Source organism: Bifidobacterium canis, from assembly GCF_009727065.1.
In the GTDB taxonomy this organism is placed as follows: domain Bacteria; phylum Actinomycetota; class Actinomycetes; order Actinomycetales; family Bifidobacteriaceae; genus Bifidobacterium; species Bifidobacterium canis.
Window position 1 is genome coordinate 1 of record NZ_WNLP01000010.1, and the last position, 26,553, is coordinate 26,553.

Below are 26,553 nucleotides of genomic sequence, written 5' to 3' on the forward strand. Positions count from 1 at the left end.
ACCCCCTGTCAATCCCACATCAGACACGCACAACCAAACCAACACAACAAAAGAAAGAACGCCACAACCAAACAACAAACAGCCTGCAACGAAGGACAGGAACCATGCACCATCACACCATCAACGAATACGACGAATACTCATAGGGAGGGCATGGAACGAATCAAGGCGAAAAACACGGGAATATGCAAGGGCGCAACCCATGGGTCGACCATGGGTTGCGCCCCTGTTGGAACCAAGGGTGCCGGTCAGCGCCCGTCACGCAACAAGGTTGTCGCCCATTGCACGGCCCCGTCCACCGTGTCGAACGCCTCCGTGCGTACATCACCATGCCCGTCCTCGGCTTGCACGGTCAGGCGCGCCCCGTCCACACCGGATTGGCCGGGAGGGAGGATGTGGAGTTTCCATGGGCTTGGAGCCCCGTTGCGTGTGGCGCGGATCATATAGTCGCCTGTGCCGATGTCGTTGGTTTCCATGCCGGTGTCGTCGAACGCGGCGACTTGCCAACCGGGTTGCATGTCCGTCAACGCGTCCTCGATGGCGGCGGCGAAGTCCGTGTCGTAGGGGTATTGTTCCATCACCATGTCGTGCAGCGTGTCCGTCATGATGTCCACCGCTTGGCCGGCGTCCTCGAACTGGTCGTACACGCTGCTGCCGTCCGTGTCGTAATGCCACAATTGGTATTGATTGTTGGAGTGGACCAACGTGTGGCGGGTGTGCATCGGCATGCTTCCCTGATCGCCGTTCTTGATGACCAGGCCATGGTCAATGCCGTTGGAGGCTGGTGCGATGGTGAGGAACCGGCTGGTGGTGTACCCTTGTGTGGCCGGATGGTGTTGCAGTTCGTCCCATAATGCCGCGTTGGTCATGTCCATGAATCGTCCTTTCGTTTGCACCCCTGTTTGCATGGTCGTACGACGGCTATGCCGTATCGGTTGGGTGTGTCGCTCACGGTCCATTATCACACCAACCGTCCCATGTCCGGCATTCATTGTCGCCGAGTGTGGGACGGTTGGTGTGCTGTCTTGTTTGGTTCACCGGCGGCTGGTGCGCGCCAGGATGATGATCCCGCCGATCATGGTGGTCAGGGAGATGCCGAGCAGGAGGATCAGTATCAGGCCTTGCCCGGTGGTGGGCATGGTGTGTTTGACGGGGATGCGTTGGTTGGTGCGGGTGATGGTGTCCATGGTGATGTGCTCCACCCCATGCCACCCGTCCGGTTTGAGACCGGTTGGCGCCTCGCACGCTTTCAACGCGAACTCGTATGGCGTACTGTCCAGGTTGTAATCGACGGGTGCTTGCGTTTCGGTGAGCCGGTACGCGGTGCCGCACTCCAGTTTGTCCACCACACTCGCCGCCGTGCTGCTGGTGGTGATGGTCCGGTCGTGCACGTACTGGGTGCCATCCCATCGTTGCAGGTCGAACACCGCGTCCGGCAGGAGCAGGGTCGGGGCCGTGCTGTCTGTTTTCTTCAAATACACGCCTTGGATCTTCGCGACCGCGGCGCTTTTGTAGATGGGGAACGTGTTCGTCGTGGTGGCGGTGCTGATGTCTTCTACCGGTTCGCCGTCCACGGTGAGCATGGCCGTGCTCCTCGCATTCGTGATCTGCGTGTTGACGCTGTTGTAGACGAGCGCGTATTCCAACCCAGATGCGCGCGTTGTCGGGCAATCCGTCCACGGTGAGCGTGCTGGTGGCGGCATCCCAACTGGCCGTGTACACACTGGGGTCAAGGGTGCGCGCATTACTGGGTGGTGTGGAGGGGATGTTGCTGTACGTGTAATAGTAGCCATAGCCAGAATAGGAGTTTGTAGTATGCAACGGCCCCGCTCCGTATAAGTAACTACCGTGATAGTTGCGATTGATGCTTTGTGTTTGTGGTTCGGTCAGGTATCTCACCACCACACTGCCGGGCATGGTCACGCCCATGCCTAGCAGGCCAGTGAGCAGACTGATGACAAGCAGGAGGATGCCGATGCGGTGGGTGTGATGCAGTGTGGTGTGCGGGTTGGGTTAAGGGTCAAAAAGTGTGTCCGGAATCGCGGATTTTCACGGATTGACCTGTAGGTTTCCGGAAAGTATATGCTCCGGAAGCATATATCTAGCCCCCGACGGGAAATCCTCGGTGTGGCAGCCGTGATGTGCTATGCGCGGCGTGGTGTGGTGTCGCAATGTCGAAGAACCAACCACGCTGCCACTGCGGCGGTGAAATGAAACGCAACGGCACCACCAGCAAAGGCACCACCAGATGGCGCTGCAAACAATGCGGCGCCTCCAGCGTCAAACGTCGAAACGACATCACCAACGCGGCAGTGTTCACCCAGTTCATCGAGCATTGCACCACCGCAATATCACTCGACGACCTAGCCAAACGAAACGGTGTTAGCCGCGCCACCATGAAGCGGCGCTTCAAGTGGTGCTGGCTCGTTGATGTGCCTGACCCCACCGCCGGCCACCACAAGCGGATCTACGACCAGGTATTTCTCGATGGCACCTACACCGCCGGTGGCTGCCTGATCGTCGCGGCGACCATCGACCACGTGATCGCCTGGCACTGGTGCAAACACGAAACCACCCGCGACTACCAACTGCTGCTTGAACGCATCGAAGCCCCACTCATCGCCGTCATCGACGGCGGCCAAGGCGCATACAGCGCAATCAAAAAGTGCTGGCCGACTACGAAAATTCAACGCTGCCTCGTCCACGCCCAACGCGTGGTCCGCCGCTACACCACCACCAACCCACGCACCGATGCCGGGCGCACCATCTACCGACTTGCGCTGAAACTGACCCGGATCACCACACTGGATGAAGCCGCCGCGTGGGGTGTGCAACTGCACGAGTTTTCAACGATCTACCGGGAATGGATGAACGAGAAAACCATGATCAAAGACCCCAAAACAGGTGCATGGACCCGCGTGTGGACCCACCACAACGTGCGCAAGGCCTACAACAGCCTCAACCATCTTTGGCGGTCCGAGATGCTGTTTGTCTACCTCAACCCGCCAGCAGGAGTCCTTGCGCCCGAGCGGATCAAATCCACCACCAACAGCTTAGAAGGCGGCATCAACGCCCAGCTCAAACTGCTCGCCAGAACCCACCGCGGCAGATCAGGCGAACGACAACGCCGCATGCTGGATTGGTGGCTCTACTTAAAAACGGAACTGCCTGACGATCCAGTACGAATCGCCAGGCAGTCCGACTGGGGCCAGGGCCAACTCGCCAAAGTATCCACCCTGACCCAAACCGAGAACCAAGCCGACCACGAAACAGGACGCCCAGCCCTCTACGACAACGCTATCGACACCGACTACACCCACTCAATCGGCATTCAAAAGGCCAAATCTAACCCCCGCGACACGCCGAGCCAGACACACATTTTGACCCTTAACCCTGCGGGTTCATGTCAGGCTCGTTTCTCCCTCAAGTGTGGTGATGGGGATTTCCTGTGTGATGGGTTTCGGTTCGTGCGCCGGGCGCCTCATGCGGCGGGTATGTGGATTGCGGCGGTTCAACGCGATGGTGATGACCACGATCACAAGCAGCCAGAACACGGCGATCGGCACCCATACCCATAGCCATGTGTGGTCCTCGGGCGCGTCCTGTGGCAGTGGGGCTTGTCCGGGCATGGTGGCGCGTTCCCCGGTGACAAGCAACCGTTTGGTGTTTACGCCGTATGGGGTGCAGGTCAATAGGGTGGCCAGATCGCGGTGTGGTTGGATGCGCAATGCATCGAACCCATCCGGGGCCACCACCTGGATGTCCACGACCCTGTACGCCAACGTCTGGTTGAGGGTGTGCAAATAGAACACGTCGCCCACGCGGGCCTGGCCGCCCAATGAGTGGAGTTTGTCGAACATGAGGGTGTCCGCCAACCCCGTGTGGGCGCTGATCACCGTGTGCGTGTTTTCTCCGCCGATGGGCAGGCTGGTGCCGTACATGTGGCCCGCGCCACGCTCCAACACATTGGGTGTGGTGCCGTGGCGGACGGGCAGGTCGATGCCCAACCGTGGATAGCTGACGGTCGCCATGAGCCCATCGGCTGGCAGATCCAACTCATGCAGATACTCTGTGTCGTACGTGGGCTGGTTGTTGTTGAACGGGTCGGGGTTGTCGTCCAACACGGGTTGCCCGCTGCCGGCCAGCCGCCGGTTGTAGCGGGCAGCGTCCGTGAGTTCCCGCTCACGGGTCTTCGTGTCCATGATGGCCGTGGCGTTGGCATGGCCGGCGTTGACGGCGGCGAGCTCACCTTGGTTCGCGTGCTGCAAGGCGAACGGGATGGTGGCGCATGTGGCGGAGACGATCAGCAGCAGGCAGCCCGCCACAAGGCTGCGCCACCGTTTACTGGCCTGCCGGTCACCATGTTTGCACATGCGTCACCATCCTTTCCACGGCCTCAGTGGCGGGCCGTGCGGGAACGGGCGAGCAGCAGCACACCCGCCACAGCGGCCAACACACACCCCGACGCCCAGACCAGAAGCCATGCGGCGCCCGTCTTGGGCATCTCCAGCAAGGTGCGCGCGTTCCTCACAACGACCGTGCCATCGGTGACGTCGATCATCTGGTGCACATCGCCGTCGCCTTCCGTGGTGGTGATGGCGCCGGTCTTGTCGTCCACGGCCACAGTGACCCCGGCCTGCGGCAGCAACGGGTTGCTGTAGGGGGATTTCGTTTCCTTCAACACGTACGCACCATCGGTGCCGTTGACGCTCACACGCCCGTTGGCGTCCGTGGCCAAAATCAGGGTCGTGCCGCTCTCCCCGGGTTCGGCCAAACGGTAGGCGCCGTCCCCGGTTTTGACGACCTCGCGTGCGGTGTCGCCGTCAAGAAGCTGGAATTCGGCGCCCGCCAATGGTTGGCCGTTCATGTCGGTCTTGGATACCATGGTCTTGCCGGTGTGCACGCTCACCGTGTCACCCTGCTTGGTCTCGTGATCCGTCCAGGTGTTCGGGTTGTGGGAGTATTCCATGTTCACACTGTTCGTGTCCTTGGTGCCTGCGACCGCGTCCTTGTCGAGCATCATCCGGTACTCGACCGTGATGGGAGCGCCCACAGGGAACATGGTTTTGTTGGGGATGATGTCCCCGTCCGTGGTGCCGAACCTGAGCGTGAACGCACCGTCCTTGGCGCCGGTGACATGCCAGTATTGCGCGTCCAACGGTTCGCCGTCCACACTGACCGTCATGGCCGCGGTCGCGGGATCGAAGGACAGGCCTTGGGAATACGTGTCGTTCAACGCGAGATAGTACTTGTCGTATCCGGTCCAGTTCGGCACGGTGGTGGTCAGGCGCATTGACACCATGCGCCCCTGTTCCGTGTCCTCCGACAACCCGTCGGTGTTCACATCGCCCTTGTCCTCGTCCTCGACGGCCGTGATGCGTTTGCTTACGGTGATGTCGTGGACCTTGTATTCGACCTCACTGAGTGTGAACGTGCTCGCATCAGTCGCAAGCCGGGTCTTGCCGTTGATGCCGGTGCCGTTCAACCCGGCGATCGTCGCACGGCCCGTGCCGGTGCGGTCCAACACCATATACACGCTGGGCGTCACCTGCGCCGATTGGCGGTTCGTGTTGCCCTCCACGGGATGCAGCCGGGTGCCGGCGGTGTCTTTGACCGCCTGTTCGTTCTTCAACGCGTCCAGGAAGTCACGCAATTGCCCCGACCATGGGGAGGTTTGCGAGTCCAACAGGTTCTGCACGACCCACAGCATCGGATCGTCCCTGTCATATCCGGTGGCGCCGGCCGCCGTCAACGCCGCACCGATCGCCTCGGTGAGGCCGGCATTGGTGGCCAGGTCGTATCCGATGATATCCGTGCCGTCCGTGGTCGCGTACGTGTAGGTGGCCAATGGGATCGCGTCAAAGGTGTTGGCGGTGATGTCGGTGGTGGCGGTCACGGTGATTGGTTGGTGTTTGGCCAATTCGGCCGCTGGGATGCGGCTGGTGTCGGCGTATGCCGTGCCAACGCCGGTAATGGCCATGATGGTCAGGCAGTCGGTGACGGCGGCCATGGTGTGTTTCCATGGGTTGTTCATGGGTGTTCCTTTGCTCTCTTCGTGCCCTTGGTGCGCAAAGGGACGCGCGCCGGTGTGAAGCCAATCCTCCTGTCTGTGGACCCTCTTGTGTGCGCTCTCTCCAGTACGCACGGGTGGGACGGCGCCGTCCCTGCGGCTGCAACCGGATGGCGGTGCCCACGCTGGTGTGGCGTCGCCGGCCGGTTGCGGCCGGTCCACCCCTCTATGCGTCAAACATGCAAAACGCCACACCGGAGCACGGTGTGGCGTTTCCTTGCATGGCAATGGGGCCGGTCAGGTGGTGGGGGCCCGACAGCATGGAGATGACCCATGGGGGTATGGGTTTGTCCATGGAATGGGTCCGTTCCACCCGTTCCAACAACGTGGACGGGTCGACCATGGCGATCCCGTCCGCATCGTGGCGCAATGGGGGGAATGGATTGGTGTGCCCGTGCGGGTCGCACACCACGTACAACCATTCGATCTCCCATGGCATGGTTCGCAACGGGTTGGGGTGGCCCATGATCCGGTGGAACGCGACGCGCGCGTCCCCCAACCCGCCGATGCGGAGATAGGCGTTGTTGGTGCCCTCGTCGAGCAGGAAGCCATGGTTGCGGATGGAACGGACGAACAGGCTGTCGGTGACTTGGTTCAACACGCAGTGGTTGCACGAGTCGCATTCGTGGATGGAGCATATCCATGCGCGCATCACCCCATCCGCGCCTTGGCCCAGGAGGATCCCGTTGCCGGGCAGGTTGGGGAACATGGCGGTGTGCCAGATGGCGGTGATGCGGGGCTCGTGCATGGCGATGGTACGCGCCATGATCATCTCCCCCGCTGTGCGTGGTTGCCCGTACAGGTGGCCTGTGGCGCGCGCATCGTCCAGATTGGCGCATAGGGCGGGGCCGGTGATCTCGTCCGTGCTGCCATCGTCCTGATGCCAGTACGAGGCGTAGCCGACCAGGGCCAACGCTCCCGGCAATGCCATTGGCAGGTCGTTGCGGGACGCGATGTCATGGATCCGTTGTGTTGCGTCCATAGCTGCACCCTCCTTGTCATAGGTGGCCGTGGCATGCGTCCTTTGCGCTACTGGCGATTGGGACCGTTGCGGGTGGCGTCCGGGACGCATAGGGGGGGCCATGCACGTTTACACCACGGAACGCGGCGCCGTCACGGCCGCGCACACCCCCATGCCCACCACTGACGATGATGCCCCCGTGGGCGAACTCGAGTTCGACCGGATCGTCACCCGCTGGTCCAACCCGAAGATCGCGGGCACCCCCGCATGGCGGCTCAACGGGATGATCCACCAACCCAACGTCGCCAGTGATCTGGTGCGCACGGCGATCACCACGAAAACCGTGGAGGCGTTGCGCGACCCGTCCAAAACCCTCACGCGCCGCTACGCGCACTACCTGTGCTCGCGAGTGAGCATCGAGAAGATCCTCAACGACCAGTACGGAATGGCGCCCACACTGGTGCGCCAAGCCAGCAAATACGAAACGTTGCGTTTGAAACTGCGTGGCGGTGACGGGCGTGGCCACCGGGAACTGACGGACGAGGACATCTGGGACATCGCCGCCCGTGAGGAAGCGGACCGGCAGATGGCCGCGTACGCACGCGGGGAACGCAAATGGATGCGTTGGCCCCCGTTGCATGACGGAATGAGCACGAACCCGGCCGCGCACCGCCGTCTCAAATGCGGCGGCCTTGACCAGTGGCGCGAGTTGACCCAAGCGGCCGCGTTGGACGGCAACCGTCCCCACTACAACATCGACGATGGTTTGCAGATCGGTGACATGCGGGTCGATGTCGCCGATGAGGCCCTCGGTCTGGTGGACGGGTCCGGTGGCATTGACCGTCAATGGTTGGCGGACCATCACATCACCTCCTCCATGATCAACGAATTGGGTGACGACCGGTTGCTGGCCATGGGGTTGGACCCGCAGGAGCTGCGTGCCGCTGCGGCCGCCTTGGACGCCTCCGACGCCACTGTCGCTTGCCCCGTTGATGCGTCCGCCCCCGCAGGTTGGAGGATCTGCCGTTGCCGCCGTTGGATGCGAAACACCGGCGTGCGGCCGAACGCATGGATGATGTGGTCGACGATCCCGTGCTGTGCCTGTGGTTGGTGGCGGGCTACCATGGGCGCGCCCTGCAACCGGATGCGGTGTTGTCCCATTACGGGTTCCCGGTGCGGTTGGCCCGTACCGGCCTGCGCGCCAAACGCCTGCCCATGGACGACAAAACCGTGGTGGATGTGTGGAGTGAGGCGTGCGGGCAGCTCAATGCGTTGGCCCGTCCCCGTGGCGCCACACCCGGCCGGCCGGCTACATGGAGTTCCAACGGACGGTCGAACGGTTCCGTGTGCAGATGCGCACCCAGATCATGCGCCGGTTGACCGGGCGGCGCAAGATGGCGCACCCCACACAACCGCAGCCTGCGGCGCCACAACCCGTCGAATGCCGGTAATGGTCAGTCGGCGGATACGGTGGTGTGTTTGAGTTCGCCCATCACCGCGTCCGCCAACACGGCCCGTCCGCTCAACACATCGAGTTTGCGTTCGTCCACGCTGTCTCGGGTGACGATCCGGTGGATCTGCACGATGCGGGTCTGCCCCTGCCGGTCCAACCGTGCGTTCGCCTGCGCCCAATCCTCCAAACTCCACGTCAGATTGAGCCACACGATGATATGGCCCGCATGCTGGAGGTTCAACCCGAACTTCGCCTGGGCGGGGTGCGCCGCCAACACCGGCACCTCCCCACGGTTCCACGCATCCACGATGCCGGGCTCGTCCACGGTGCGCACCCGCTTGCCGTACTTGGCGCGCAACCGGTCCAACTCGTCCCTCAACTGGTAGAACACGAGGATCTGCTCGCCTTGCGACTCCGCCATGATCCGGTCGAACACGTCAAGTTTGGCCGCATCGTAATGGATGACACGCCCGTCCACACTGTCCTCGTCCGGGTACAAACATCCGGAGGTGAATTGGACGAGTTTGCCCGCCAGGACGCCGGCGTTGACGGCGGTGACCTGACGGCCGGCCAATTCCAACCACCGTTCGTGTTTGAACCGTTCGTACTCACGGCGGGTCTGTTCGGGCATATCGACCCAATGGTCGATGATGAGGGGTTTGTCCGGCAACCCTTGGAGTTGTTCGCGTGCGAGCATCGTCAAACAGAACGGTTCGATCCGGCGCATGATCCGGTCGAACGCACCGGGACGGGCCCGCCACTCGTACACCACATGCCCGTTGCGCCGCCCGGGCGTGAAATACGTTTCCCGGTACCGGGTCAACGTGGTCTCCAACGCGCCTGTCGTGTCCAACAGGCGGCATTGCGCCCACAAGTCCATCAACCCTTTCGCGGCCGGGGTGCCCGTCAACCCCAACACCCATTGCACCGGGCGCCCATGCCCCGGGTGTTTGGGCGCGTGCGTGCGGTCCTGGCGGCGGCGTTTGAGGATGCGGAACCGGTTGGAGGACGGGTCCTTGTACCCGGACAGTTCATCCAATACGATCCCGTCCCATGGCCATTGGGCCAGTTCCCGGTCCAACCACCCCAGGTTCTCCTGGTTGATGATCGTCACCGTCGCCTGTTGGGCCAATGCTTCACGGCGTTGCTTGGCGTTGGATTTCACCCCGCATGCGACCGCCCAGTCCAATGTGTGCGACTGGCGCCATTTGGCCAGTTCCGCCGGCCAGGTGTTGACCGCTACGGTTTTGGGTGCGACGATCAGGAACCGCCAGTCGGGGTGGAGGCGGTGCATGACGTCCAAAATGGCGATGGTCGTCAATGTCTTGCCCAACCCCATGTCCAAAAACAGGCCGGCGCCCCCGTGCGTTTGGAACGCGTGGAGGGCGAACAGGACGGCTTGTTTCTGGTATGCGTGCAATTCCACCATGCCCGCTTGTGATGCGTCACACGGTGGGCGCATAGATGGCGGGCATGAGGACGCAACCACGCAAACCCAAAGGCAGCCCCAACGGCACGGGCGGCCAATACGACCATCTCCCCCATGGGCGTGACACGTTGCCGGACCTGGTGCGGGATGTGCCCGATGAGGGCACGCTCCAATCACACCGGGCACGCCGGGAGTATTACCGGGCCCGTGACAAAGCCGAAAAGGGATGGATGTACATGGACCGGTTCCTCAAGGCGAGCGAACCGGCCGGGGACGGGCATGATTGGACAAGCCAACCGGTGTGTTCCCTGGAACGTGAAATGGAACTGGTGGAACGGGCCATTGGCCCCGAGGGCCGGCCCGGCCCGGTGGCCCGCAAGTTCCTCATGGTCACCGGTTCACCCAGCCAGGCGCAGGATCTGGCACGCACTTGGGTGAATGGCACCCTGTTGGCGTTGCGCCGTTCCTGCGCGTTGGATCCCACCCGCTGCTATTCGGAACCGTTGGTGCGTGCCATGTTGGCGCCCGGCACGGTCAAACTCGAACGGATCCTCGCGAAACCCCCGTACCGTTTGTCCGCGCACCGGTCGCGGATAGGCAACCGGTACCGGGAACGGTTGGACGCGTACAAGCGGGAGCATGGCCGTGTCGATGACCGGATCCGTGACCGGGTGTGGGATGAGACGTTGGCGGATTATGTCGAGGAGAAGATGGCGTCGGGGGTGAGCATGGGCGGCGGTTTGTATTATTCCAACGGCCAGGACGCGAATCCGAGGCATGCGCATGTGCGCCGGGCCATGGAACAGGGGTTGCCGGTGCCGGTGCGGCGCAACCCGGATGGTTCGGTGTTCAACGGGCGTGCCGATTATGAGCGGATCCTCGCGGATTTCCGTTCCCAGTTGCACCAGCATTCCCTGGAGGCGGACCGGGCGTCGTTCGGGTTCGACCCGGCGGCCGATGAGGGACGGGTGGATACGTCCGGGGTGGATCTGGTCAAAGTGTTCCAACAGGCCGCTAGGCAAGGCCATGATTTGAATGTGCTGGCGGATACATTGCACTTGGATGATGCCATGCGTCAACGGGTGATGGCGGCCGCGTGCACCTGAACGGGGGCGGGACGCATGGCGTGTGCGATATTATTACGGGTACGGCAGGGGGCGGGACGCCCCCTGCCGCTCTTATGGCATGGAAAGGCAGGGGCGTCATGAAAGAGCCGCGGTGGAATCCGTTCGTCGCGTTGGGCAAACTCCTCTTCGCCTTGGTGCTGATCGGTGTGGTCCTTGCGTTCATGTCCGGGGCGGTGCTGTGGGGCATCATCAAAGCGATATGGCCGTTCCTGGTCGTGGCCGGCGTCGTGGGGGCCATCATGTTCCTGGTCGACGTGGACCGGGAGAAGAAACAGCGGATGATGGCTGAACAGGCCGCACGGCAAGCGGCATGGGAGGCGGAACAGGCCCGGTTGGCGGCGTTGCCCAAACCACCCGCGCCCGGGGTGCCTCCCACGGGGCAAAGCGAGGGACGGTGGACGGTGGATTACTGGCCGCCATTGACCCAATCCACACCAATGCGCCCCTTATCGGTGGCGGCCGACAGTGTGGCGGCACCGGTGGTGATGCCGCCAACCGGGTCACCATCCCATTGATGCGAACGCGTCCGCCGGATCCGTTGGGGTGGTGTGGGTGGCGTTGGGGTGGCGTCCACCACTTGCACCGGTGTGCGCCCCTCCTCCCCCGGTTCGCCAGAGGTGTCGGTGTCGGTGATGCCCAACAGGTGTTGGGCAAACCCGATGGCGCCATGGGAGGTGAACAGTTCATCGACCGCGTCCTCGTCCAAACTGGCCGCAACCTGCGCTTTGCGTGGCGGGGTGTATTTCACGCCCGGCGGCAGCACGCCATGCAACTGTGTTTCCACCAGCACACGCAACCAGCCGTCCGTGACCAGTTCAGGGTCGGCCACCGGCAGCGTCAACGTCATATCCACATGCCCATGCTCCTGCAACCATTCACCCAACGCCACGGTGTCCGACACACTGTAACGGCCATGTTGGCCGCCACGGCTCAACGACACGCGCCCTATGCGTTGGCCATTTACCATGATGTCCTCGGGTTGGCCGGCGGTGAGACGGTCCTCCTGCGCGGCCTTGCAGGCCCGCTCCACCATGTCCCACCGTTCCTTGTACGCCTTGGCCACACCGATGGCGGCCCGCAACTGCGCGTCCGACAAGCCGCTCACATCCATCACACGATCCATGACGCCCGCTCCTTTCCCATACGCCTCATGGCACGCACCCCACGTATAGGGTGCGCCAGCGTATCATGCGTCCGCATCAACGTTTCACTCCCCCTACTCCATGGGCAGGCGGGTGCCGGCCGGCCCCAAGTGTTGCGCGGAGTACGCGTCCACCAACCCAGTCAGATCATTGCCGCCATGCATGGAGTCCACGACCATGCGGCACATGCGCACACGCATCATGTCCCCCATGAGCCATGCGAGGAACATGCGCAACGACCAGGCGCCCGCGGACCGGTCGAACCGGGCGAGCTGCCCGTCCAACATGGCCAGATCCACACCGGGCCGCCAACCGGGAGTGAAACACGCGAATCCGTCACCCGCGCCATGCACCATGTCCAGCATGCCAGCCATGCCCACCTGTGGTTGGGTGACGCTGGCCGCGGCGGCGTACACGAACGCGGGATCGGAGAACGCGGTGTCCAACACCCCTATGGTCCACGGGTTGGGCGCCAAATCGGGCGCGTGCAGCACCCGCACCCATTCGGCCGCCATCATGTCCCCGGTGACGGTGTCCTCACGCAACGCCATGCACACCATGCGCGGCGCATGCGCCTCCACCGGCATACCGGCCGGTTCCTCTACATGTGCCGGTTCCACAGTTGGTGTGGTGGTGGAGGCGGGTTCGTGGGCTGGTGCAACCCCATCATCATGTTTGTTGAACAATCTCATGCCCACCGGTGATGCGTCACAATTCAGATCAGATCCTGGCTGATGCGCACCTCCACGGGGATCGCGGACCCGTCCACACCCATGTAGTAACAGATCGTGCCACGCAGCAAGCGTCCATCGGCCGGGTCGAACAACGCATACAACGACTGCCAGTCGGGCGCCTCCGACTCCGTGTCCAACACGCGCGCATGCATCATACGCTCATGCAGGCGCCCGTCCTCGGGCTGGTTGAACAAACGGCACACCGCCTGCGCCTGGCTTTCGCCGGTCGAACCACCCTCGTTCTTCACGCCCATGCCCAACGCCAAACCACGGCCCACGAAATCCTCCAGGCCCGCGTCCACGAACTCATCGACCTTCTGGCTGGCGAACACCGGCAGATAATGCTGGGCGCGCGCCAAACGGCCCATGCGGGTCACCAATCCCACACCGAACTCATCACCCAACAGGCTCCACGCCTCATCGACGATCAGCACCCCGTTGCGGCCCATGATCGCGGCCGTCGCACCCAACGCGGCCATACGCACCACCCACCGTTGGATATCCGACACGGCGGACGAACCGGTCTTGTCGGAAATGATGTTCAACGTGCCCGCGCTCAACAAGGTCAACCCCTGGCTGATCGCCAGACTGCGCCCGCCATGACGGGTGCCATAGATCAGCTGGAACATCGGGTCGGAACGCACCACACGGCGCAACACGGGCGTGATCTGCTCGACCAACGGGTCGATGCGTTCCGCATCCGAACCCCGGGCCATGTACGCCTCATACGCCATGTCGACCGCCTCACCCAAACAGTCGGCGCCATGCGCCGTTCCATACGACACGATCGTCGTCAACGCCAGTTCACGGCCACGGTCGCCGTGTTTGCCGCCGGTGATCTGCGAGAGCATCTCCACGGCCGTCTGCACCCTGTCCGTGCGCATCCGGTCGGGGATGCAACGCAACGGGTCGAGGATCCCGTTCGCATCCTCACTGTCCAACCGCACGATCGTGCCGTGGCGTTTGCGCACGAACCCGGTGAAATCATCCGAATTGGGTTTCGGGTCCAAAAACACGATGGGGATATGCGGCCTATCCTCCGCCACATGCGGTGCGTACGGGACCATGCGCGGATGCTGGACGCCGTCCTTGGTGGTGTACGGGTCGGGCAATTGCGCCAATTGGGCCGCGATGTGCAACAACACGCGGGTCTTGCCTGAACCCGTGGCTCCCGTCACCAGCAGACACGGCGGATCATGCTTCTCACGCGACTCGAACGGGGACACGTACACCGGTTGCAGATCGGCCTCCGTGAACCCAAGCAGGGCGCCCGGCAGATCACTGGCCGCGCCGCGGCCCATGTCGTCGCCGGCGACCGAACGGCCGGACAGGCCCGCGTATGCGAGGATCGGCACGGGCCAATACACGGGGCTGGGGTTGAAGGCCACGGGGCTGCCGATCATCATGTCCTGGAACGCGGCCTCCTGCCGGTCCGGGTTCAACGACACCTCCCCCGGGTACAGCACCTGCGTGGGCCGGTCGATGATCTGCGGAATCGCGGCGTGCACCCGCGCGTCGATCAACGTGGGCCATGGCCGCTCCCCCGTCTGGTACACGTCGTTGACGGCGGCGAGCTCACCGGCCACACGCACGTTGCGTTTGTGCCCATCCATGGCCTGCTGCATCGCCTTGTCGTACACATTCTCCTTGTCCTTGTCGATTTGTTCACGGCTCATGTCGCCGGGTTCCAGCAGGCCACGCACCGACAGGCACAACGCGCCCTGTCCGCCGCCACGGCCCTGCGCCAACAGGTTGGCCGCCCAATCCGAGTCCTGCACCTCGCGTTCGTCCTGCCCCTCGAACGGCAACGCGCCCAGGGAGACGATGGTCATGGGATAGGAATACGGGTTGTGGTCGCGCCATGTGCGGCAATCCCCACCCAGGTCGAAGAAGCGGGCGGCACGGCGGCATGACTCGTAGTCGGGGAACGTGTGCATGTGCTCGTGTTCGACCATGACGGGCACGATTTCGGGTTTGCGGTCCGTGCGCCACCATGCCAGGGCACGCCGCATCATCGCGTTGGACGGGACGGTGCAGCCCGCGTCCTGGAACAGTTGCGTGATCGTGTCCCGGTCATGGTCGAATGCGGAGTCCTCCACGATGCCCAACGCGTCCAAGCTTGTTATCGTGTTCAACGCGCCCAGCATGCGCCGCCACACGCTGCGCCGTTCCTTGCCTCCCCCGGTGGACAGGCGCACGCCGATGAGGGTGAAACGGTCGTGGACGGCGGTGTTGTCGTACTCGCGTTGCAACCGGATGCGGCTGGCCATGTCCAGTTTGCCGCTGGGGACGAATGGTTCGGGGGTGCTGACCGCAAGGATGTGGATTTCCCTATAGAACCCTTTCATCGCTTTGCGGCCGGCGAATGGGATGTGCGGGGTGAGTTCCGCGATGCGTGGCAGCAGGGTCAACAGTGGGCGCGCGTTGCGTTCCCGGTCCGTCCAGTTGGCGGCGTCCCGGACGGGTGGTTGTGCGGGCAGTTGCGCGTACAACCATGCGGCGCCGTCCACGGTGCGTACGAACCCGTTGCCCAGATGGCGGGCGCTGGTGCCCGCGTTGCGTATCGTTTCGCTCATGCCCTGCGCCTATGCGCACACCCCGGTCCCCACCCCCGACTGTTTGAAAACAATGGGATCGTTTTTGCCTGCCGCACACCATGGTTTTTATCCCACGGGCCATACGGGATCGGGTGGATGGCCTGTGGGTGTGCTTCGGTGACCGCAAAGGGGTCTTCACCGACGCAGTGATGTCGGTGAAGAACACTCAACCTTACTGCCGATTGGTGTTCGAGGCCCTGAAACCATGTTTCTTCACCGACGCAGTGGCCTTATAAAGGAACCCTTGAAATCGGCTCCCCTATACAAAGACCTTAAAAGTCGGTGCGTCACCGAAGAAACTTGGCAAACCTCAATCGGCAGTAGGCTAGGAGCCTTCAGTGACATTCGAATGTCGGTGAAGAAACTTACCTTTCTTCACCGACATCGCTTGTGCGGTCGGTGAAGAAACCTGCATGTCGGTGAAGAAACCTGTGGTGTCACTGCGTCGCCGATCCACCTGGGAAACAAAAACGAACCATTGCGTGCCATATTGTTTTCGGCCGTGGGGAGTGAAAAACCGCCCCCCGACCGGGGGTGGCGCGTGGGTGTTGGCGTTCATTCGGCGGCGCATTGGGCGAGGAACGTGACCGTCTGCTGTTTCTCACGGGCGGTCATGCTCAACGCCCAATCGTGTTTGATCCGCGCCCGGTGCGCCATGTAGTCGCATTGGTACGCGGTGTTGTCCGGCAGCCAGATGTCGGGCGCCACCGTGTTCGACGCGCTGCGGTAGCGGGCGGTGCCGTTGAAATCCACCCCCACACCCTTCGCCATGTTCGCCGGCCCGTCCGACGCCACCAACACATCCGCACTGTTCGCATACGCCACCCGTTTGGCTTGCGGCCAGTCGCGCGCGCCGGACGCGTACGCGTCCAACAGGGCGACCACATGGTCTATCTGCACCTTGGCGCTGGTCGTGCGCCCCCTGGTGAACGTGATGTCACGGCCGGTGTACGGGTCATGGAGCATGCCGGCGGTGACCCGGCACTGCCGGTCACGCGCCACCCCCGTCAGATCGCGCGCGAGAATGGCGTCACGGGTCGTGGCCTGCCCGCACCCGGTGGGCTGCCACCCGCCGAACTGGCTCTCCCGGTCATAGCCGCCCGGGCGGCCTTGGCCACCGGGACTGTGTCCAACAGGTTCAACGCCTGGCGGTACGACGCCTTGTCCCCCGATGGTTGCCGCGGTTGCGTCTGCGATGGTTCGGGCGTGGGCTCGGATGGTGTGGCGGGCGTGGCGGGCCGGTCGGGTGCGGGTGTGCTGGCGGACGGGGCCGGGGTGGGTATGGTGACCGCATCCGGGTTGTGTTCCAACCGTTCATGTTGGGGCCACAAATCCGACAGGCCGGCATTCGGGTCGCCTATCCCGGTGGTTTCGCTGAATGTGCGCCATGCAGGTGTGGCCACCAGCAGGATGGCGCACATGAGGATGAGCAGACAGACGACAACGCCATCCATGATGGGGTGTTTGGGACCGGTGCCACGCGCCATGATCGCAATGCTCCTTGTTATTCGGGGATGATGAACGGGGCCTGCACCAGGTCAAGCAGCCAGTTGCCCAGCGGCGCCAACCCGTGCAGGGAGATGCCCAACGCGCCCAACAGCCCGTAGATAAGGATGAACACCATGACGGCGCTGATGGCGCGCAGGGCTGCGCGCATCGCGCTCATGGTGCGGGCCATGGCGAACCCGGCGAGCAGGGCGATGATGAGGACGAGGGCGAAGAGCATGAGGCTGCCGGGGTTGAGGATGTTCGCCCAGAACATGCGCCATGCGTGGGTGAGAAGATCGAGAAGGCTCATCAAAGCACCGCCTTTACCGGAAATTGCAGGGGTATCGCCATGCGGCTATGCGCCCACCCGCCCAACACCACCCCCCATGTCGAAACAATACGGTGGGTATTGCAGGAATCCGGATGCGGTTTTCCACGGATCGGCCAGCGCCGATGGGTATGGTTGTTTTCTTCGGTTGCACCGGCCACAGGGGTGTCTTCACCGACGCGGTGATGTCGGTGAAGAGTGGCTAACCCTACTGCCGATTGGTATTGATGGCTTCAAAACCATGTTTCTTCACCGACGCAGTGGCCTTATAAAGGAACCCTTGAAATCGGCTCCTCTATAGAAAGACCTTAAAAGTCGGTGCGTCACCGAAGAAACTTACTAAACCTCAATTAGCAGTAGGGTTAGGAGCCTTCAGTGACATTCGAATGTCGGTGAAGAAACTTACCTTTCTTCACCGACATCGCCTGTGCGGTCGGTGAAGAAACCTGCATGTCGGTGAAGAAACCCGGGATGTCACTGCGTCGCCGATCGCCGTGCAACGAAAAAACAATGGATTGAAATACGTATTGTTTTCGGTGGTCGCAAGAAAAAACGGGCGGTGCGTATGTGGGTCAGGTCCCGTGACGCATAGGGGTCGTGTGAGGGCCATGGCCGTGGGTGAACGGACAATCCCACCCGTGCGACCGTGGATCATGGCGGAAACGTGCAAACGGCCCCACTGCACCCCAAGGGGTTTTACCCTTCTCACCCTTGGGGTGGCATGGGCCGCGCCACCCCCACGCCACCCACCACCCATGGCCCTTATCTTCCCCCTAATCACAGGCGGAAGGGTGTCAACGCCACCCCGGCGCGGTTGTCTACTTGCCGCACCGGGGAACGATGGGAGGGGCAGGCCGGCAACCTTCTAACCACCGGCCGCCACCGACCCCACCCAGCACCCTCCGCCTGTTTCCTCTTCCATGGTCGGGGACGCATTACGCATGGCAGCACAACCACACAACAAGAGGGGCCTGTCATGAACACACCACGCACCACGGATTGGCAACTGGCCGGATGGCGCATCCTGCCCGCACTGCTCAGCATCCCCGGGTTCACCGACGCCACCCCGTGGCCCGTGACCGTATGCTGCATGGCCATCTTCACCCTCGCCACCACCGAAGCGGGCATCACCCTGCTCAGCGGCAATGAAGAAAGGAACGAACAGTGAACACGGGACAATACGCACACGGATACGCATGGCTGCTCACCCACCACACCGACGCCATCCGCGCCATCCGGCAGGCGCACCATTTGCAACACCTCATCATGCCCACCATCCAATCCAACACCCCCACCGCCAATGGCTCCACCGTTTGCGCACGCTCAACACCGCATGCGAACAACACATCACCCAGTTGCGCGCCCTGCAAACCACGTTGCAAGTCCGGGCCCGATGGTCCCCGGCCGCCCATGACGCGGTCCATGTCATCACCCACGAAATCAACCAATTGGACCAATGCCGCACACCCCTGGCCACACTCTTGGACCGGCACACCATCGAAAGGACGGCATGATGATCATCGCGAAGACATTGTACCGAGGGCATACCCTCACCTACCAATACACATTCACCTGTGACATCTGCCATAGGCAACACCCAGCTGGGCTCCCACATGGCAGGCCGCCATCACCCACGCCCGCAACAACGGGTGGATGGTGGACACCACCATGAACCCATGGGCCAGCCTGTGTCCCACGCACCACGGAAAGGATGCCCGATGATCACACACCTCATGCACACCCTCCTGCTGCTCGCCGGCTGCTGGATGGCCACCGGTCCCGCAATGGCGGGTGCGCTCGCCGTCGCCGCCATCATCAACCATGGCCGCCAACGCACCCAACACAGCCTGCTGGGTGGCGGCGCATGTTGGATGCTGTTCGCCGCGTTCTGGATCCCATGGGCCATGCTTGCCGCATGGTGGGCGGTCAACCTGTAAAGGGAGGCTCCTATGTGGTTCGTGATCGTGTTGTGGCACCTGCTTCTGGTGGCCTGTGCAAGCCACAACCAGCGGCAATACTTCATGCTCCCGTCGTGGCGGCGCGACTACGGGCTGCCACGACGGGAGCCGTTGCCTCCGGAGTGCACATGCGGGCATTGGCTGTTGGTGGACATCACCACCGGCCACACCCTGCACCCCATCATCCCAACCACCATCGAACCAACGGAGGACACCCCATGAGAACACGGAACATCACTGTAGCGAAACTTCGCCGTGAGTATTGAGACCGGATCCAACAGGGCGGCAAACGGTTCGAGATCCGCAACGAGCCCATTCCCGACATGTCCACCATGATCGTGTTCGAAGACGCGGACACGGGGGAACATTTGGGCAATGCGCGTGTTCTGGAACGCCACCGGTTCGGCCCTGATGCCACCCCATGGTCATGGGCGTTGCTCGCCCAACTGGCTGACGTGACCGTGGATGAGCTGCGGGAACTGTTCCCCGGGACGTCCGCTCTGGATGTGTTCTATGTGTACCGGGTCGAACCGGTGGACGATGACGGGTTCTTCACCGGTCTCATCGCGGCCAGGTGAGAGGGACGCATATTGCCCGACATGAACGATAGGAATGGTATGAGCCGCCCCCGGGCGCGGATGGTGGATGGGGTGGATCGTGCGGCGTTCGCGCTCATGTGCGCGATGACGAACTGGGCGCAACCCAACCCCACCGAACAGGAGCAACAGGACCATTGGTGGGGGTTGAGCCCCGAACTGCGCGGGCAATACCGCAAGTGGGCGCATGCCGTACTGGACGCCCACCATTGCGCATGCGCGCATGACGCGTGCCCCACCGGATTGGATGGCATCGTGTTGCAGCATGCCCGTCTGCTGGACCGGTTGGAGAGGTCACGCGCCCATGGCGTCGCGTACTGGAACGTCCTGTCGGCATTGCGGTACGCCCTGATCGACGACCGGCCGGAGGGGTGCAGTCCGGATGCCGCCACCGTGCACCTGGACGGGGATGCCCCATGCATCACCTGCCCGCACGGCGCGTTTGGGTCATGGGAGGCGTGGGTGAACCATGCCATCCGGTATAGGGAGGAGTCATGACGGATAAGCGTGCTTGCGGTTCACCGGCGACGCCAGTGAGCAACTGCTTATCCCATGGGGTGTGCCGGGGCGGCCGGTCACCATCCTGAACCGCACCGGTTGGCGTATCCGCCATGATCCCTCCACGGGCGTCCGCCGCCATCAATGCAGCAGGCATAAGACGCTAGCACGCATGGGCCAGGCAATGCGCATATCACAGGAAGCGAGGAATAAGCGATGACGAGCTGGCACATCGAACAACAGGATGGCAAACCATACTACATGCCGCAATGCGAGGTGTGCGGCTTGCGGTACGACGAGTATGGGTTGTATGCGGACAAAGAGCAGGCCGCGACCGATGCGGTTGACGATGGGTGGCAGGCATGGCCGGATTTGTATCACGCCGACTGGGACTGCCGCTGCCCCCAGCATTGGAGTGTTCGGTGTGAGACATGCAAACGCCATGTGGCGCAGGCCGACCGGACCGAATTCAAAGGGTGGCTGTTCGACCGTGACGATGATGACATGCGTGTGGGTGTATGCGACCAATGCTTGGCCCGCATAGACACGTTGCCTACATTGGAGTTGGGCGCATGGCCCATCTTCCACCCCTCGCACCAGCGTATCGACAAGTGGCAGGCATTGAAGGTGTTGGAGGAGGCGGCCGAGGTCGTGGAAGCCGCGAAGGAAAGCATCCGGACCGTCACGGTCCTTGACGGACGGACCCTTGTCAACCGTGCCCGTCTTGTCAATGAGATCGCTGATTTGTTGCAGACCACCACCAATCTGTGCGCCGCGTTCGGCATCACGAGTGTCGATCTGGGGTTCGCCCGCACCGAGTGCACCATCAAAAGCCTCAAACGTGGCATGTTCGATGAGGGGCCACGCACCCGCATGCACCGCGAACCGGATGATACGTGACATTTCACGCGCGCAGTGACATTTTCGGGGTGGTGGGGACATGTCCGTTGGCATGTCCCCACCACCCCGCCAAACGGTGCGCGCGTGGACGCATGTGATGGGGTGTCAACGCAAAACACCAAGAGTCAAGGAGACCGCCATGGATACCACACCGATGATCGCCGCCATTGACCATATGCTCGAGGAACGCGCCATGCTGGACACCACGGATATCAGCCTCGTCACCGCGCAGATCGCGGAACTCGAACAGGCGCTCGACAAGCTCACCAGCACCATCGAACAGGAGGGACGTGAGGAAACCGCTCGGGAGGCCGCGGTGATCGCGGAGGCGGAAAACGAGCTCGACAGACTCAACGATTGCCAAGAGGCATTGGACGAGTAACCAACCACCAAGGTTCCCGTCCGGGCGTTATAGGCGTGGGGTGGGATACGGGAGACCGTATCCCACCCCACGCCTCATTCGTTGGCGGATCGGACAGGAGGTGTGTTACTGGATTGGGGGCGAATCGGGCGCGCGCGGGAGGCTTCGATGGCGGCATCAAGACGGCGGCGTTCCTGCTTGTACAGTTGCGTCATTTGCGGGTCGGTGAGCTGTTCATCCAACAGGTCGTCGAAACTGGTGAGAGGCATGGTTGTGTTCCGTCGTTTGTGCTCTTCGGTTCACCCTAGTTTCACTTGGCGGCCGTCCGGGAGGGTGCCGATGACGTCGAGCCGTCCGCCGAGCGCTTCCATGTATTTGCGGAGCGTGTCCACCATGGCGTGTGACCCGCCGTTGTGTTCGATTGCGGATACACGTTTCTGGTTGACTCCCATGCGTTCGGCAAGTTGGGCTTGTGTCAACCCGTTTTCCCTGCGGGCCTCTCGCAGTTCGTACAGGCGCATGTCCCGGCGTAGTTGGGCGACGGCTTGTGCGTTTTCCTCAGGGGTGATGTTGTGGTCGCGTGCGAAGTCTTCGATGGTGTAGTTCATTGTTGTTCCTTTCCTTGTTGTTCCAGCCATTCGATGTAGTTGGCTTCCGCTTGGCGTATTGCCTGGGGGTACCATTTGTTCCATTTGCGTTGTTTGTCTCCTCCGACGAGCATGATGGCGTTTCTTTTCGGGTCGAAGGTGAATAGGATGCGTATTTCGCTTCGTCCGTGGGAGCCGGGCCGTAGTTCCTTGAGGTTTTTGATGGTGGATGAGCCTTCGATCTTGCCGACCAGGGGACGTTTGAGATTGGGGCCTTCCTCTTGGAGCACGGTGATGGCCGCGAGGATCTGCCGTGCGGAGTCGTCGTCGATCCGGCGGAGCCAGTCGGCGATGGGGTCGAGTATCACATTCCACATGATTACTATAATACCATAGTTTTATGGTTTTCCAACGGTGCCACACGGTATGGCACCACGAGAGAAAGAGAGCCCATCATGGCACGTACCAACCGCATCCTCGCACAGGCGGTCCTCCGGATCCTGCTGCCCGCACGCGGCTACACCGATATCCGCTTCACCGCGGACGACAAACTCACGGCCATCATGCCGGACGGCACCGAAATGGCCGCCGTCGTCACCTCCCGCATCATCGGCGAGCACACCCGTGAAAGCGATGTGATCAGCATCGCCCCCACGAAATACACCACCTACGACCGCTACTTCACCATGGGCGCGCCGGCCGACGCCGCCAAACGGCTCGTGTTCATCGTGGACATCGATGCGGACCTGAACCGCGCCCGTGCCATCGCCCTGGAATACTCCGACCCTGAAATCATGGCAGTCGCAAGCGATGCGGTCAAACTGAAAACCAACGGCGGCTTGGCCATCAACTTCAACCGCTACAGCGAGCTGAAAGCGGATAGCATCGTGTCGGGCACGGTCACCATCGGCGACTGACACCCGCCACACGGGGCCGCTCCCCCAACGGGATACAAGTGGGGCCGGGTTGCAAACCAGAGGATTGCAACCCGGCCCCATCCTCGTTCCTGTGGCGGTCAGCTGCGGCGCTTGGCGGCAACCATCACGCCCGCACCCATGAGCATGGCCATCACACCGGCCACAGCCAGAGCCGTCACGTCCGAACCGGTGGACGCCAGTTGCGCGGCACGCTCCACGGCCTGCACGCTCTCCGGCACACCGGCCACCGTGTTGTCCGCAACAGTGGTGCCAGTGGCGCCGCCGGTCTTGTCAACCGCGCCGATCACGGTGGCCCCACCATGCACACCACCAACCGTGCCGGTCGAACCATTGGCGCCGGTCGAACCATTGGCGCCGGTCGAACCATTGGTGGCACCATTGTGGTTCTGGCCGTCCAGCAACGCCGCCAATGCAGCCTTCGCCGCCGCGACCTCCCGCTCACGCTGCGACACGGCCTCGCCGGCCTCACGGTACGCGTCCTGCGCGTCCTTGAGCATGGCCTTGGCCTCATCCAGCGCCTTATTGGCCTCGTCCAGCTTGGCCTGCGCGGCCTTCACCTCCGGCGTGTCCCACGCGGCCTTCTTCGCCGCGTCCAGCGCGGCCTGCGCGTCCGCCACCTGCCGTTCGGCCTCCGTCTTCGCCGTTTGCGCCGCCTCCACGGCCGCCTTGGCCTGCGCGGCATCACGGTCCGCACCGGCCAACACCTGTTCGGCTTGGGTGAGCTTGGCGCGGGCGTCCTTGAGATCCTGCTCACGGTCCGCCAGCGTGGCCTTCGCCTCACCCAACCGGGTGACCAGCGCGTTGGCGTCCTCCACCCGCTGCGTGGCCCCGGCCAGCTCATCGGCGGCCTCATCAGCCGCCTGCTTCGCCTGCTGTGCACGCTGCGCCATCTCGTCGGCCTCCTGTTTGGCCGCCTTGTACGCCTCTTGTGCGCGGGTGAGGTTCGCCGCCGCATCCTGCATGGCCGCATACTCAGCCGCGGCCTTGTCCGCCGCCAGTTTGGCCTGCTCCGCATCCGCCGTGGCGTCCTGCGCGGCCGCAGTGGCCTTGTCCGCCGCCTGCTTCGCCGTATCGTACTCACCCTTGGCCGCATCGAACGCGGCCTGCGCGTCCGTCACACGCCCATTGGCGTCCGACAACGCCCGGTTGGCCTGCTTCGCCTCCGTATCCGCCGCCGCCAGGGCGCTCTGGGCCGTCTCATCGGCCTGCTGCGCCTTGGTGTGCTCGGCCACAGCCTGCGACTGCGCGGCCTGCGCATCCGTCAGATCCTTGTCCGCGGCCTGCTTGGCCACGCTCGTGGCCTGCACACGCGCATTGGCCTCGTCCAGCAACGCCTGCGCATCCGACACGGCCTTGCGGGCCGCCTCCAGTTTCGCCTTCGCTGTCTGCAACCCATTCACATACGCCTCGGCCTGCGCCAGATACTCATCCGCATCCGTATACGGGCCCGTTTCCTTCATCGCCCGCAGCTGTTCGGTGCGCGCGTCACGGAACCCGTTCGAGGTGTGGGTGAAGAACTCCTGCGCCGCGGTCGGCGGCGCATACGGCAGATCACGTTGGACCTGCGTGATCGCCGCGCCGGTCGCGTACGACTGGTCACGCAGATTGATGTAATGGCCCACCTTCTGCCACAGGTCCGGGTACGTGGTCTGGATGCCAAGCGCCTCCATGTTCTCCAACCCCGGATAGTTGCCGGAGGCGACCGCCTCATCGTACGTTTCCTTCTCCGCGGTCCACCAACGCTCATACGGGGTGTCCGTGCCCCACGCCAGATTCTCCGAGGAGTAGAAATTGCCGGAATGGCCCAGGAGCACGGTCGCGTAGTTCGCGTTCACCATCGCCTGCGCCATGGCGAAATCGGACACAGGCAACGGGTCCAACCCCATGGTGGCACGCAGCCGGTTGGTCTCCTGCACCATCTTGATGCCCGCGATCAGATTCGGCAGGCTCGTCGCATCACCCTCTGCGCCGATATGCGTGTAATCAAGGACACCGTCCATGTAGTACGCGTCCGGGTTGGTGAGCGCCTCCTGTGCGATGAGGCTGCCGCGATGCTGGAACCAGCCCAATGCGCCGAGCTTCTCCTGCTGTTCGGCGGCCAGACCGGCCGGTTCCGCCTCAGCGAGCACACGGTTCGCCTCCGCCAGTTTCTCCTGCGCGGCCCGTTGCGCTTTGGTTGCCTCATCCAATTGCGCCTGCGCCGTGTCGGCGGCCGACTGGGCTGCCTCCACCTTCGCGTCGGCCGCTGTCTTGGCCTGTGCGGTCGCGGCCGCATCCGCGGCTGTGCGTTGTGCCGCCTTCTGGGCCGCGGCAAGTTCACGGTCCGCCTTGTCCGCCGCCGTCTTGGCCTGCGTGGCGGTATCGGTGGCCTTGTCGAGGTCGGTTTGCGCCTTGTCGACATTCGTCTGCGCCGTGGCAAGCGCCTTGTCAGCCGCCTGCTTGTTGGCGTTGGCATTGTCGGCGGCCTTGGCGGTGGCGTCCGCGATGGTTTTCAGATCGTCGGCCTTGTCCTGCGCCTCCTGCATCTTCGCCGGGTCCTTCGCGTCCCCCGCCAGCTGCTCCGCCTTCGCAACATCCTGTTGCGCGGCATCCGCTTTCTGCGCCGCATCCGTGGCTTGCGCGTCCGCCTGCGCCGATTGCGCCGCCGTCTTGTCGGCCGCAGCCTGCTTCGCCGCCTGTTCGCCCTGCAACGCATCCATGTCCGTGTGGTCGACCTGTTCCTGCAACCCGTCGACCACCGTCTGCTGGCCGGCCACGGCCTGTGCAGCCGCATCCGCGTCCTGTTGCGCGGCCTGCTGTGCCTGCTGCGCCGTCGCCTGCTGCGCCTGCGCGGCCTGCTGGGCCGCCACCGCATCGTCCAGCCTGTCGGCGGCGTTGCCTAGATGCGTGTTCGCCTCAGCCAGTGCATCCTGTGCGGCGTTCGTGGCGGGATCCGCGTTGACGGCCGCGTCCACATTGTCTTTGGCCGCCTGCACCTCGTTGGTGGCGGCCTGCACGCCCGCCTGCGCCCCGTCCACCGTGGACTGGGCCTGCTGCATGTCCTGCCGTGCCGCGTCCAGCCCGTCCTGTGCGGCCGTCACGGCCTGCTGCGCCTGCTCGATTGGGTTGGCCGCATTCGTGGCCTGCACTTGCGGTTGGGTGGCGTCCGGCGTGGTGTCCGCTTCACTGGCCATGGCGATGCCCGGTGAGGCGAGCATGCCCGCCATGGTCACCCCCGCCACAAGACCGAGCCCCGCCTTGTGTCCAACGCCTTGTGTGCGTGTGGTGTGTGTCGCGTGTCTTCCCCTGGGCATCTCCGCTCCCTTCGTCCCTTCGGTTGATGCCATGTCCATTGTATGCGCACCAATCATGTGTTTGTGGCCATTCGTTCCCATTGCCGCGTCCTT

The 26,553-nt window shown here is 63.1% G+C and carries 27 protein-coding genes and 1 pseudogene; 11 read left to right on the forward strand and 17 right to left on the reverse strand.

Annotation, left to right across the window (positions count from 1 at the left end; genetic code table 11):
- Positions 1–248: 248 nt before the first annotated feature.
- Together GSD1FS_RS08090 and GSD1FS_RS08095 are read right to left on the reverse strand one after the other, a co-directional pair.
- Entirely contained in the window at positions 249–875 is a 627-nt protein-coding gene (locus tag GSD1FS_RS08090) for a hypothetical protein (RefSeq protein ID WP_155589162.1), read from the reverse strand.
- 159 nt (positions 876–1,034) lie between these two features.
- Entirely contained in the window at positions 1,035–1,703 is a 669-nt protein-coding gene (locus GSD1FS_RS08095) for an MSCRAMM family protein (protein ID WP_129966809.1), read from the reverse strand.
- 468 nt (positions 1,704–2,171) lie between these two features.
- Between GSD1FS_RS08095 and GSD1FS_RS08100 the strand changes: the two are divergent.
- Positions 2,172–3,338: pseudogene (locus GSD1FS_RS08100) on the forward strand (IS256-like element IS1249 family transposase); the annotation flags it as partial.
- Positions 3,339–3,401: 63 nt separating this feature from the next.
- Here the strand turns inward: GSD1FS_RS08100 and GSD1FS_RS08105 are convergent.
- The 3 genes from GSD1FS_RS08105 to GSD1FS_RS08115 form a co-directional block, all read right to left on the reverse strand.
- The gene (locus GSD1FS_RS08105; protein ID WP_155589163.1) at positions 3,402–4,373 is read right to left on the reverse strand and encodes a class C sortase; all 972 of its coding nucleotides are present in this window, start codon (positions 4,371–4,373) and stop codon (positions 3,402–3,404) included.
- Between the two features lie 23 nt (positions 4,374–4,396).
- Positions 4,397–6,034, reverse strand: coding sequence for an isopeptide-forming domain-containing fimbrial protein (locus tag GSD1FS_RS08110; RefSeq protein ID WP_155589164.1), 1,638 nt, complete (start codon positions 6,032–6,034; stop codon positions 4,397–4,399).
- A 202-nt stretch (positions 6,035–6,236) separates the two neighbouring features.
- On the reverse strand, positions 6,237–7,052 hold the full coding sequence (locus GSD1FS_RS08115; RefSeq protein ID WP_155589165.1) for a hypothetical protein: 816 nt from the start codon (positions 7,050–7,052) through the stop codon (positions 6,237–6,239).
- 262 nt (positions 7,053–7,314) lie between these two features.
- Between GSD1FS_RS08115 and GSD1FS_RS08120 the strand changes: the two genes are divergently transcribed.
- Positions 7,315–8,514 carry a hypothetical protein gene (locus tag GSD1FS_RS08120; RefSeq protein WP_155589166.1) on the forward strand — a complete coding sequence of 400 codons (1,200 nt, stop codon included), beginning with the start codon at positions 7,315–7,317 and terminating at the stop codon, positions 8,512–8,514.
- Here GSD1FS_RS08120 and GSD1FS_RS08125 read toward each other — a convergent pair.
- Entirely contained in the window at positions 8,486–9,913 is a 1,428-nt protein-coding gene (locus tag GSD1FS_RS08125; protein WP_246166161.1) for an SNF2-related protein, read from the reverse strand. The two genes, GSD1FS_RS08120 and GSD1FS_RS08125, sit on opposite strands and share 29 nt — an antisense overlap.
- 35 nt (positions 9,914–9,948) lie before the next feature.
- Between GSD1FS_RS08125 and GSD1FS_RS08130 the strand changes: the two genes are divergently transcribed.
- A complete protein-coding gene (locus GSD1FS_RS08130) occupies positions 9,949–11,019 on the forward strand; it encodes a hypothetical protein (RefSeq protein WP_155589167.1) in 1,071 nt (356 codons plus the stop codon).
- Positions 11,020–11,446: 427 nt separating this feature from the next.
- Here GSD1FS_RS08130 and GSD1FS_RS08135 read toward each other — a convergent pair whose 3' ends face one another.
- The 7 genes from GSD1FS_RS08135 to GSD1FS_RS08160 form a co-directional block, all read right to left on the reverse strand.
- Complete coding sequence (locus GSD1FS_RS08135) at positions 11,447–12,163, reverse strand: hypothetical protein (RefSeq protein WP_155589168.1); 717 nt, start codon at positions 12,161–12,163, stop codon at positions 11,447–11,449.
- A 93-nt stretch (positions 12,164–12,256) separates the two neighbouring features.
- Positions 12,257–12,874 (reverse strand): hypothetical protein, encoded by a 618-nt coding sequence (locus tag GSD1FS_RS08140; RefSeq protein ID WP_155589169.1) that lies wholly within the window; start codon positions 12,872–12,874, stop codon positions 12,257–12,259.
- 23 nt (positions 12,875–12,897) lie between these two features.
- The gene (locus tag GSD1FS_RS08145) at positions 12,898–15,492 is read right to left on the reverse strand and encodes an ATP-binding protein (RefSeq protein WP_155589170.1); all 2,595 of its coding nucleotides are present in this window, start codon (positions 15,490–15,492) and stop codon (positions 12,898–12,900) included.
- A 346-nt stretch (positions 15,493–15,838) separates the two neighbouring features.
- The gene (locus tag GSD1FS_RS08150; RefSeq protein ID WP_155589171.1) at positions 15,839–16,072 is read right to left on the reverse strand and encodes a hypothetical protein; all 234 of its coding nucleotides are present in this window, start codon (positions 16,070–16,072) and stop codon (positions 15,839–15,841) included.
- Positions 16,069–16,515: a GmrSD restriction endonuclease domain-containing protein gene (locus GSD1FS_RS10015; RefSeq protein ID WP_246166163.1), complete on the reverse strand. Its 447-nt coding sequence runs from the start codon at positions 16,513–16,515 to the stop codon at positions 16,069–16,071. Before GSD1FS_RS10015 ends, GSD1FS_RS08150 begins: the two co-directional genes overlap by 4 nt.
- A gap of 5 nt (positions 16,516–16,520) precedes the next feature.
- Positions 16,521–16,844: a hypothetical protein gene (locus GSD1FS_RS10020; RefSeq protein WP_246166165.1), complete on the reverse strand. Its 324-nt coding sequence runs from the start codon at positions 16,842–16,844 to the stop codon at positions 16,521–16,523.
- 173 nt (positions 16,845–17,017) lie between these two features.
- The gene (locus tag GSD1FS_RS08160) at positions 17,018–17,311 is read right to left on the reverse strand and encodes a hypothetical protein (protein WP_033515661.1); all 294 of its coding nucleotides are present in this window, start codon (positions 17,309–17,311) and stop codon (positions 17,018–17,020) included.
- Positions 17,312–18,305: 994 nt separating this feature from the next.
- On the opposite strand from GSD1FS_RS08160, the gene GSD1FS_RS08165 reads away from it, so the two are divergent.
- The 7 genes from GSD1FS_RS08165 (at position 18,306) to GSD1FS_RS08195 (ending at position 21,663) form a co-directional block, all read left to right on the forward strand.
- The gene (locus tag GSD1FS_RS08165) at positions 18,306–18,497 is read left to right on the forward strand and encodes a hypothetical protein (protein ID WP_155589172.1); all 192 of its coding nucleotides are present in this window, start codon (positions 18,306–18,308) and stop codon (positions 18,495–18,497) included.
- Positions 18,498–19,047: 550 nt separating this feature from the next.
- Positions 19,048–19,266 carry a hypothetical protein gene (locus tag GSD1FS_RS08170; protein WP_033515653.1) on the forward strand — a complete coding sequence of 73 codons (219 nt, stop codon included), beginning with the start codon at positions 19,048–19,050 and terminating at the stop codon, positions 19,264–19,266.
- 12 nt (positions 19,267–19,278) lie between these two features.
- Positions 19,279–19,509, forward strand: coding sequence for a hypothetical protein (locus GSD1FS_RS08175; RefSeq protein WP_155589173.1), 231 nt, complete (start codon positions 19,279–19,281; stop codon positions 19,507–19,509).
- Positions 19,510–19,610: 101 nt separating this feature from the next.
- The gene (locus tag GSD1FS_RS08180) at positions 19,611–19,865 is read left to right on the forward strand and encodes a hypothetical protein (RefSeq protein WP_155589174.1); all 255 of its coding nucleotides are present in this window, start codon (positions 19,611–19,613) and stop codon (positions 19,863–19,865) included.
- 21 nt (positions 19,866–19,886) lie between these two features.
- On the forward strand, positions 19,887–20,381 hold the full coding sequence (locus tag GSD1FS_RS08185) for a hypothetical protein (RefSeq protein WP_155589175.1): 495 nt from the start codon (positions 19,887–19,889) through the stop codon (positions 20,379–20,381).
- 216 nt (positions 20,382–20,597) lie between these two features.
- A complete protein-coding gene (locus GSD1FS_RS08190; RefSeq protein WP_155589176.1) occupies positions 20,598–21,281 on the forward strand; it encodes a pyrophosphohydrolase domain-containing protein in 684 nt (227 codons plus the stop codon).
- A gap of 139 nt (positions 21,282–21,420) precedes the next feature.
- A complete protein-coding gene (locus GSD1FS_RS08195) occupies positions 21,421–21,663 on the forward strand; it encodes a hypothetical protein (RefSeq protein WP_155589177.1) in 243 nt (80 codons plus the stop codon).
- A gap of 74 nt (positions 21,664–21,737) precedes the next feature.
- On the opposite strand, the gene GSD1FS_RS08200 is transcribed toward GSD1FS_RS08195, so the two are convergent.
- Genes GSD1FS_RS08200 through GSD1FS_RS08210 form a run of 3 tightly spaced genes read right to left on the reverse strand, consistent with a single transcriptional unit; the run spans position 21,738 to position 22,606 of the window.
- Complete coding sequence (locus tag GSD1FS_RS08200) at positions 21,738–21,911, reverse strand: hypothetical protein (protein WP_153802310.1); 174 nt, start codon at positions 21,909–21,911, stop codon at positions 21,738–21,740.
- 30 nt (positions 21,912–21,941) lie between these two features.
- Positions 21,942–22,250: a helix-turn-helix domain-containing protein gene (locus GSD1FS_RS08205; protein WP_033515641.1), complete on the reverse strand. Its 309-nt coding sequence runs from the start codon at positions 22,248–22,250 to the stop codon at positions 21,942–21,944.
- The gene (locus tag GSD1FS_RS08210; protein WP_129870814.1) at positions 22,247–22,606 is read right to left on the reverse strand and encodes a type II toxin-antitoxin system RelE/ParE family toxin; all 360 of its coding nucleotides are present in this window, start codon (positions 22,604–22,606) and stop codon (positions 22,247–22,249) included. The genes GSD1FS_RS08205 and GSD1FS_RS08210 overlap by 4 nt, the downstream gene beginning before the upstream one ends.
- Positions 22,607–22,684: 78 nt before the next feature.
- Between GSD1FS_RS08210 and GSD1FS_RS08215 the strand changes: the two genes are divergently transcribed.
- A complete protein-coding gene (locus GSD1FS_RS08215; protein ID WP_033515637.1) occupies positions 22,685–23,146 on the forward strand; it encodes a hypothetical protein in 462 nt (153 codons plus the stop codon).
- Between the two features lie 98 nt (positions 23,147–23,244).
- Here GSD1FS_RS08215 and GSD1FS_RS08220 read toward each other — a convergent pair whose 3' ends face one another.
- Complete coding sequence (locus GSD1FS_RS08220) at positions 23,245–26,373, reverse strand: LPXTG cell wall anchor domain-containing protein (RefSeq protein ID WP_155589178.1); 3,129 nt, start codon at positions 26,371–26,373, stop codon at positions 23,245–23,247.
- Between the last annotated feature and the right edge of the window lie 180 nt (positions 26,374–26,553).

Bases quoted from the DNA above. Each gene is read 5' to 3' on its own strand.
- GSD1FS_RS08090 (WP_155589162.1), bottom strand. From the start codon at position 875: ATGGACATGACCAACGCGGCATTATGGGACGAACTGCAACACCATCCG.
- GSD1FS_RS08095 (WP_129966809.1), bottom strand. From the start codon at position 1,703: ATGCCGCCACCAGCACGCTCACCGTGGACGGATTGCCCGACAACGCGC.
- GSD1FS_RS08105 (WP_155589163.1), bottom strand. From the start codon at position 4,373: ATGTGCAAACATGGTGACCGGCAGGCCAGTAAACGGTGGCGCAGCCTT.
- GSD1FS_RS08110 (WP_155589164.1), bottom strand. From the start codon at position 6,034: ATGAACAACCCATGGAAACACACCATGGCCGCCGTCACCGACTGCCTG.
- GSD1FS_RS08115 (WP_155589165.1), bottom strand. From the start codon at position 7,052: ATGGACGCAACACAACGGATCCATGACATCGCGTCCCGCAACGACCTG.
- GSD1FS_RS08120 (WP_155589166.1), top strand. From the start codon at position 7,315: ATGATCCACCAACCCAACGTCGCCAGTGATCTGGTGCGCACGGCGATC.
- GSD1FS_RS08125 (WP_246166161.1), bottom strand. From the start codon at position 9,913: ATGGTGGAATTGCACGCATACCAGAAACAAGCCGTCCTGTTCGCCCTC.
- GSD1FS_RS08130 (WP_155589167.1), top strand. From the start codon at position 9,949: ATGGCGGGCATGAGGACGCAACCACGCAAACCCAAAGGCAGCCCCAAC.
- GSD1FS_RS08135 (WP_155589168.1), bottom strand. From the start codon at position 12,163: ATGGATCGTGTGATGGATGTGAGCGGCTTGTCGGACGCGCAGTTGCGG.
- GSD1FS_RS08140 (WP_155589169.1), bottom strand. From the start codon at position 12,874: ATGAGATTGTTCAACAAACATGATGATGGGGTTGCACCAGCCCACGAA.
- GSD1FS_RS08145 (WP_155589170.1), bottom strand. From the start codon at position 15,492: ATGAGCGAAACGATACGCAACGCGGGCACCAGCGCCCGCCATCTGGGC.
- GSD1FS_RS08150 (WP_155589171.1), bottom strand. From the start codon at position 16,072: ATGAACGCCAACACCCACGCGCCACCCCCGGTCGGGGGGCGGTTTTTC.
- GSD1FS_RS08160 (WP_033515661.1), bottom strand. From the start codon at position 17,311: ATGAGCCTTCTCGATCTTCTCACCCACGCATGGCGCATGTTCTGGGCG.
- GSD1FS_RS08165 (WP_155589172.1), top strand. From the start codon at position 18,306: ATGAACACACCACGCACCACGGATTGGCAACTGGCCGGATGGCGCATC.
- GSD1FS_RS08170 (WP_033515653.1), top strand. From the start codon at position 19,048: ATGATCACACACCTCATGCACACCCTCCTGCTGCTCGCCGGCTGCTGG.
- GSD1FS_RS08175 (WP_155589173.1), top strand. From the start codon at position 19,279: ATGTGGTTCGTGATCGTGTTGTGGCACCTGCTTCTGGTGGCCTGTGCA.
- GSD1FS_RS08180 (WP_155589174.1), top strand. From the start codon at position 19,611: ATGTCCACCATGATCGTGTTCGAAGACGCGGACACGGGGGAACATTTG.
- GSD1FS_RS08185 (WP_155589175.1), top strand. From the start codon at position 19,887: ATGAACGATAGGAATGGTATGAGCCGCCCCCGGGCGCGGATGGTGGAT.
- GSD1FS_RS08190 (WP_155589176.1), top strand. From the start codon at position 20,598: ATGACGAGCTGGCACATCGAACAACAGGATGGCAAACCATACTACATG.
- GSD1FS_RS08195 (WP_155589177.1), top strand. From the start codon at position 21,421: ATGGATACCACACCGATGATCGCCGCCATTGACCATATGCTCGAGGAA.
- GSD1FS_RS08200 (WP_153802310.1), bottom strand. From the start codon at position 21,911: ATGCCTCTCACCAGTTTCGACGACCTGTTGGATGAACAGCTCACCGAC.
- GSD1FS_RS08205 (WP_033515641.1), bottom strand. From the start codon at position 22,250: ATGAACTACACCATCGAAGACTTCGCACGCGACCACAACATCACCCCT.
- GSD1FS_RS08210 (WP_129870814.1), bottom strand. From the start codon at position 22,606: ATGTGGAATGTGATACTCGACCCCATCGCCGACTGGCTCCGCCGGATC.
- GSD1FS_RS08215 (WP_033515637.1), top strand. From the start codon at position 22,685: ATGGCACGTACCAACCGCATCCTCGCACAGGCGGTCCTCCGGATCCTG.
- GSD1FS_RS08220 (WP_155589178.1), bottom strand. From the start codon at position 26,373: ATGGCGGGCATGCTCGCCTCACCGGGCATCGCCATGGCCAGTGAAGCG.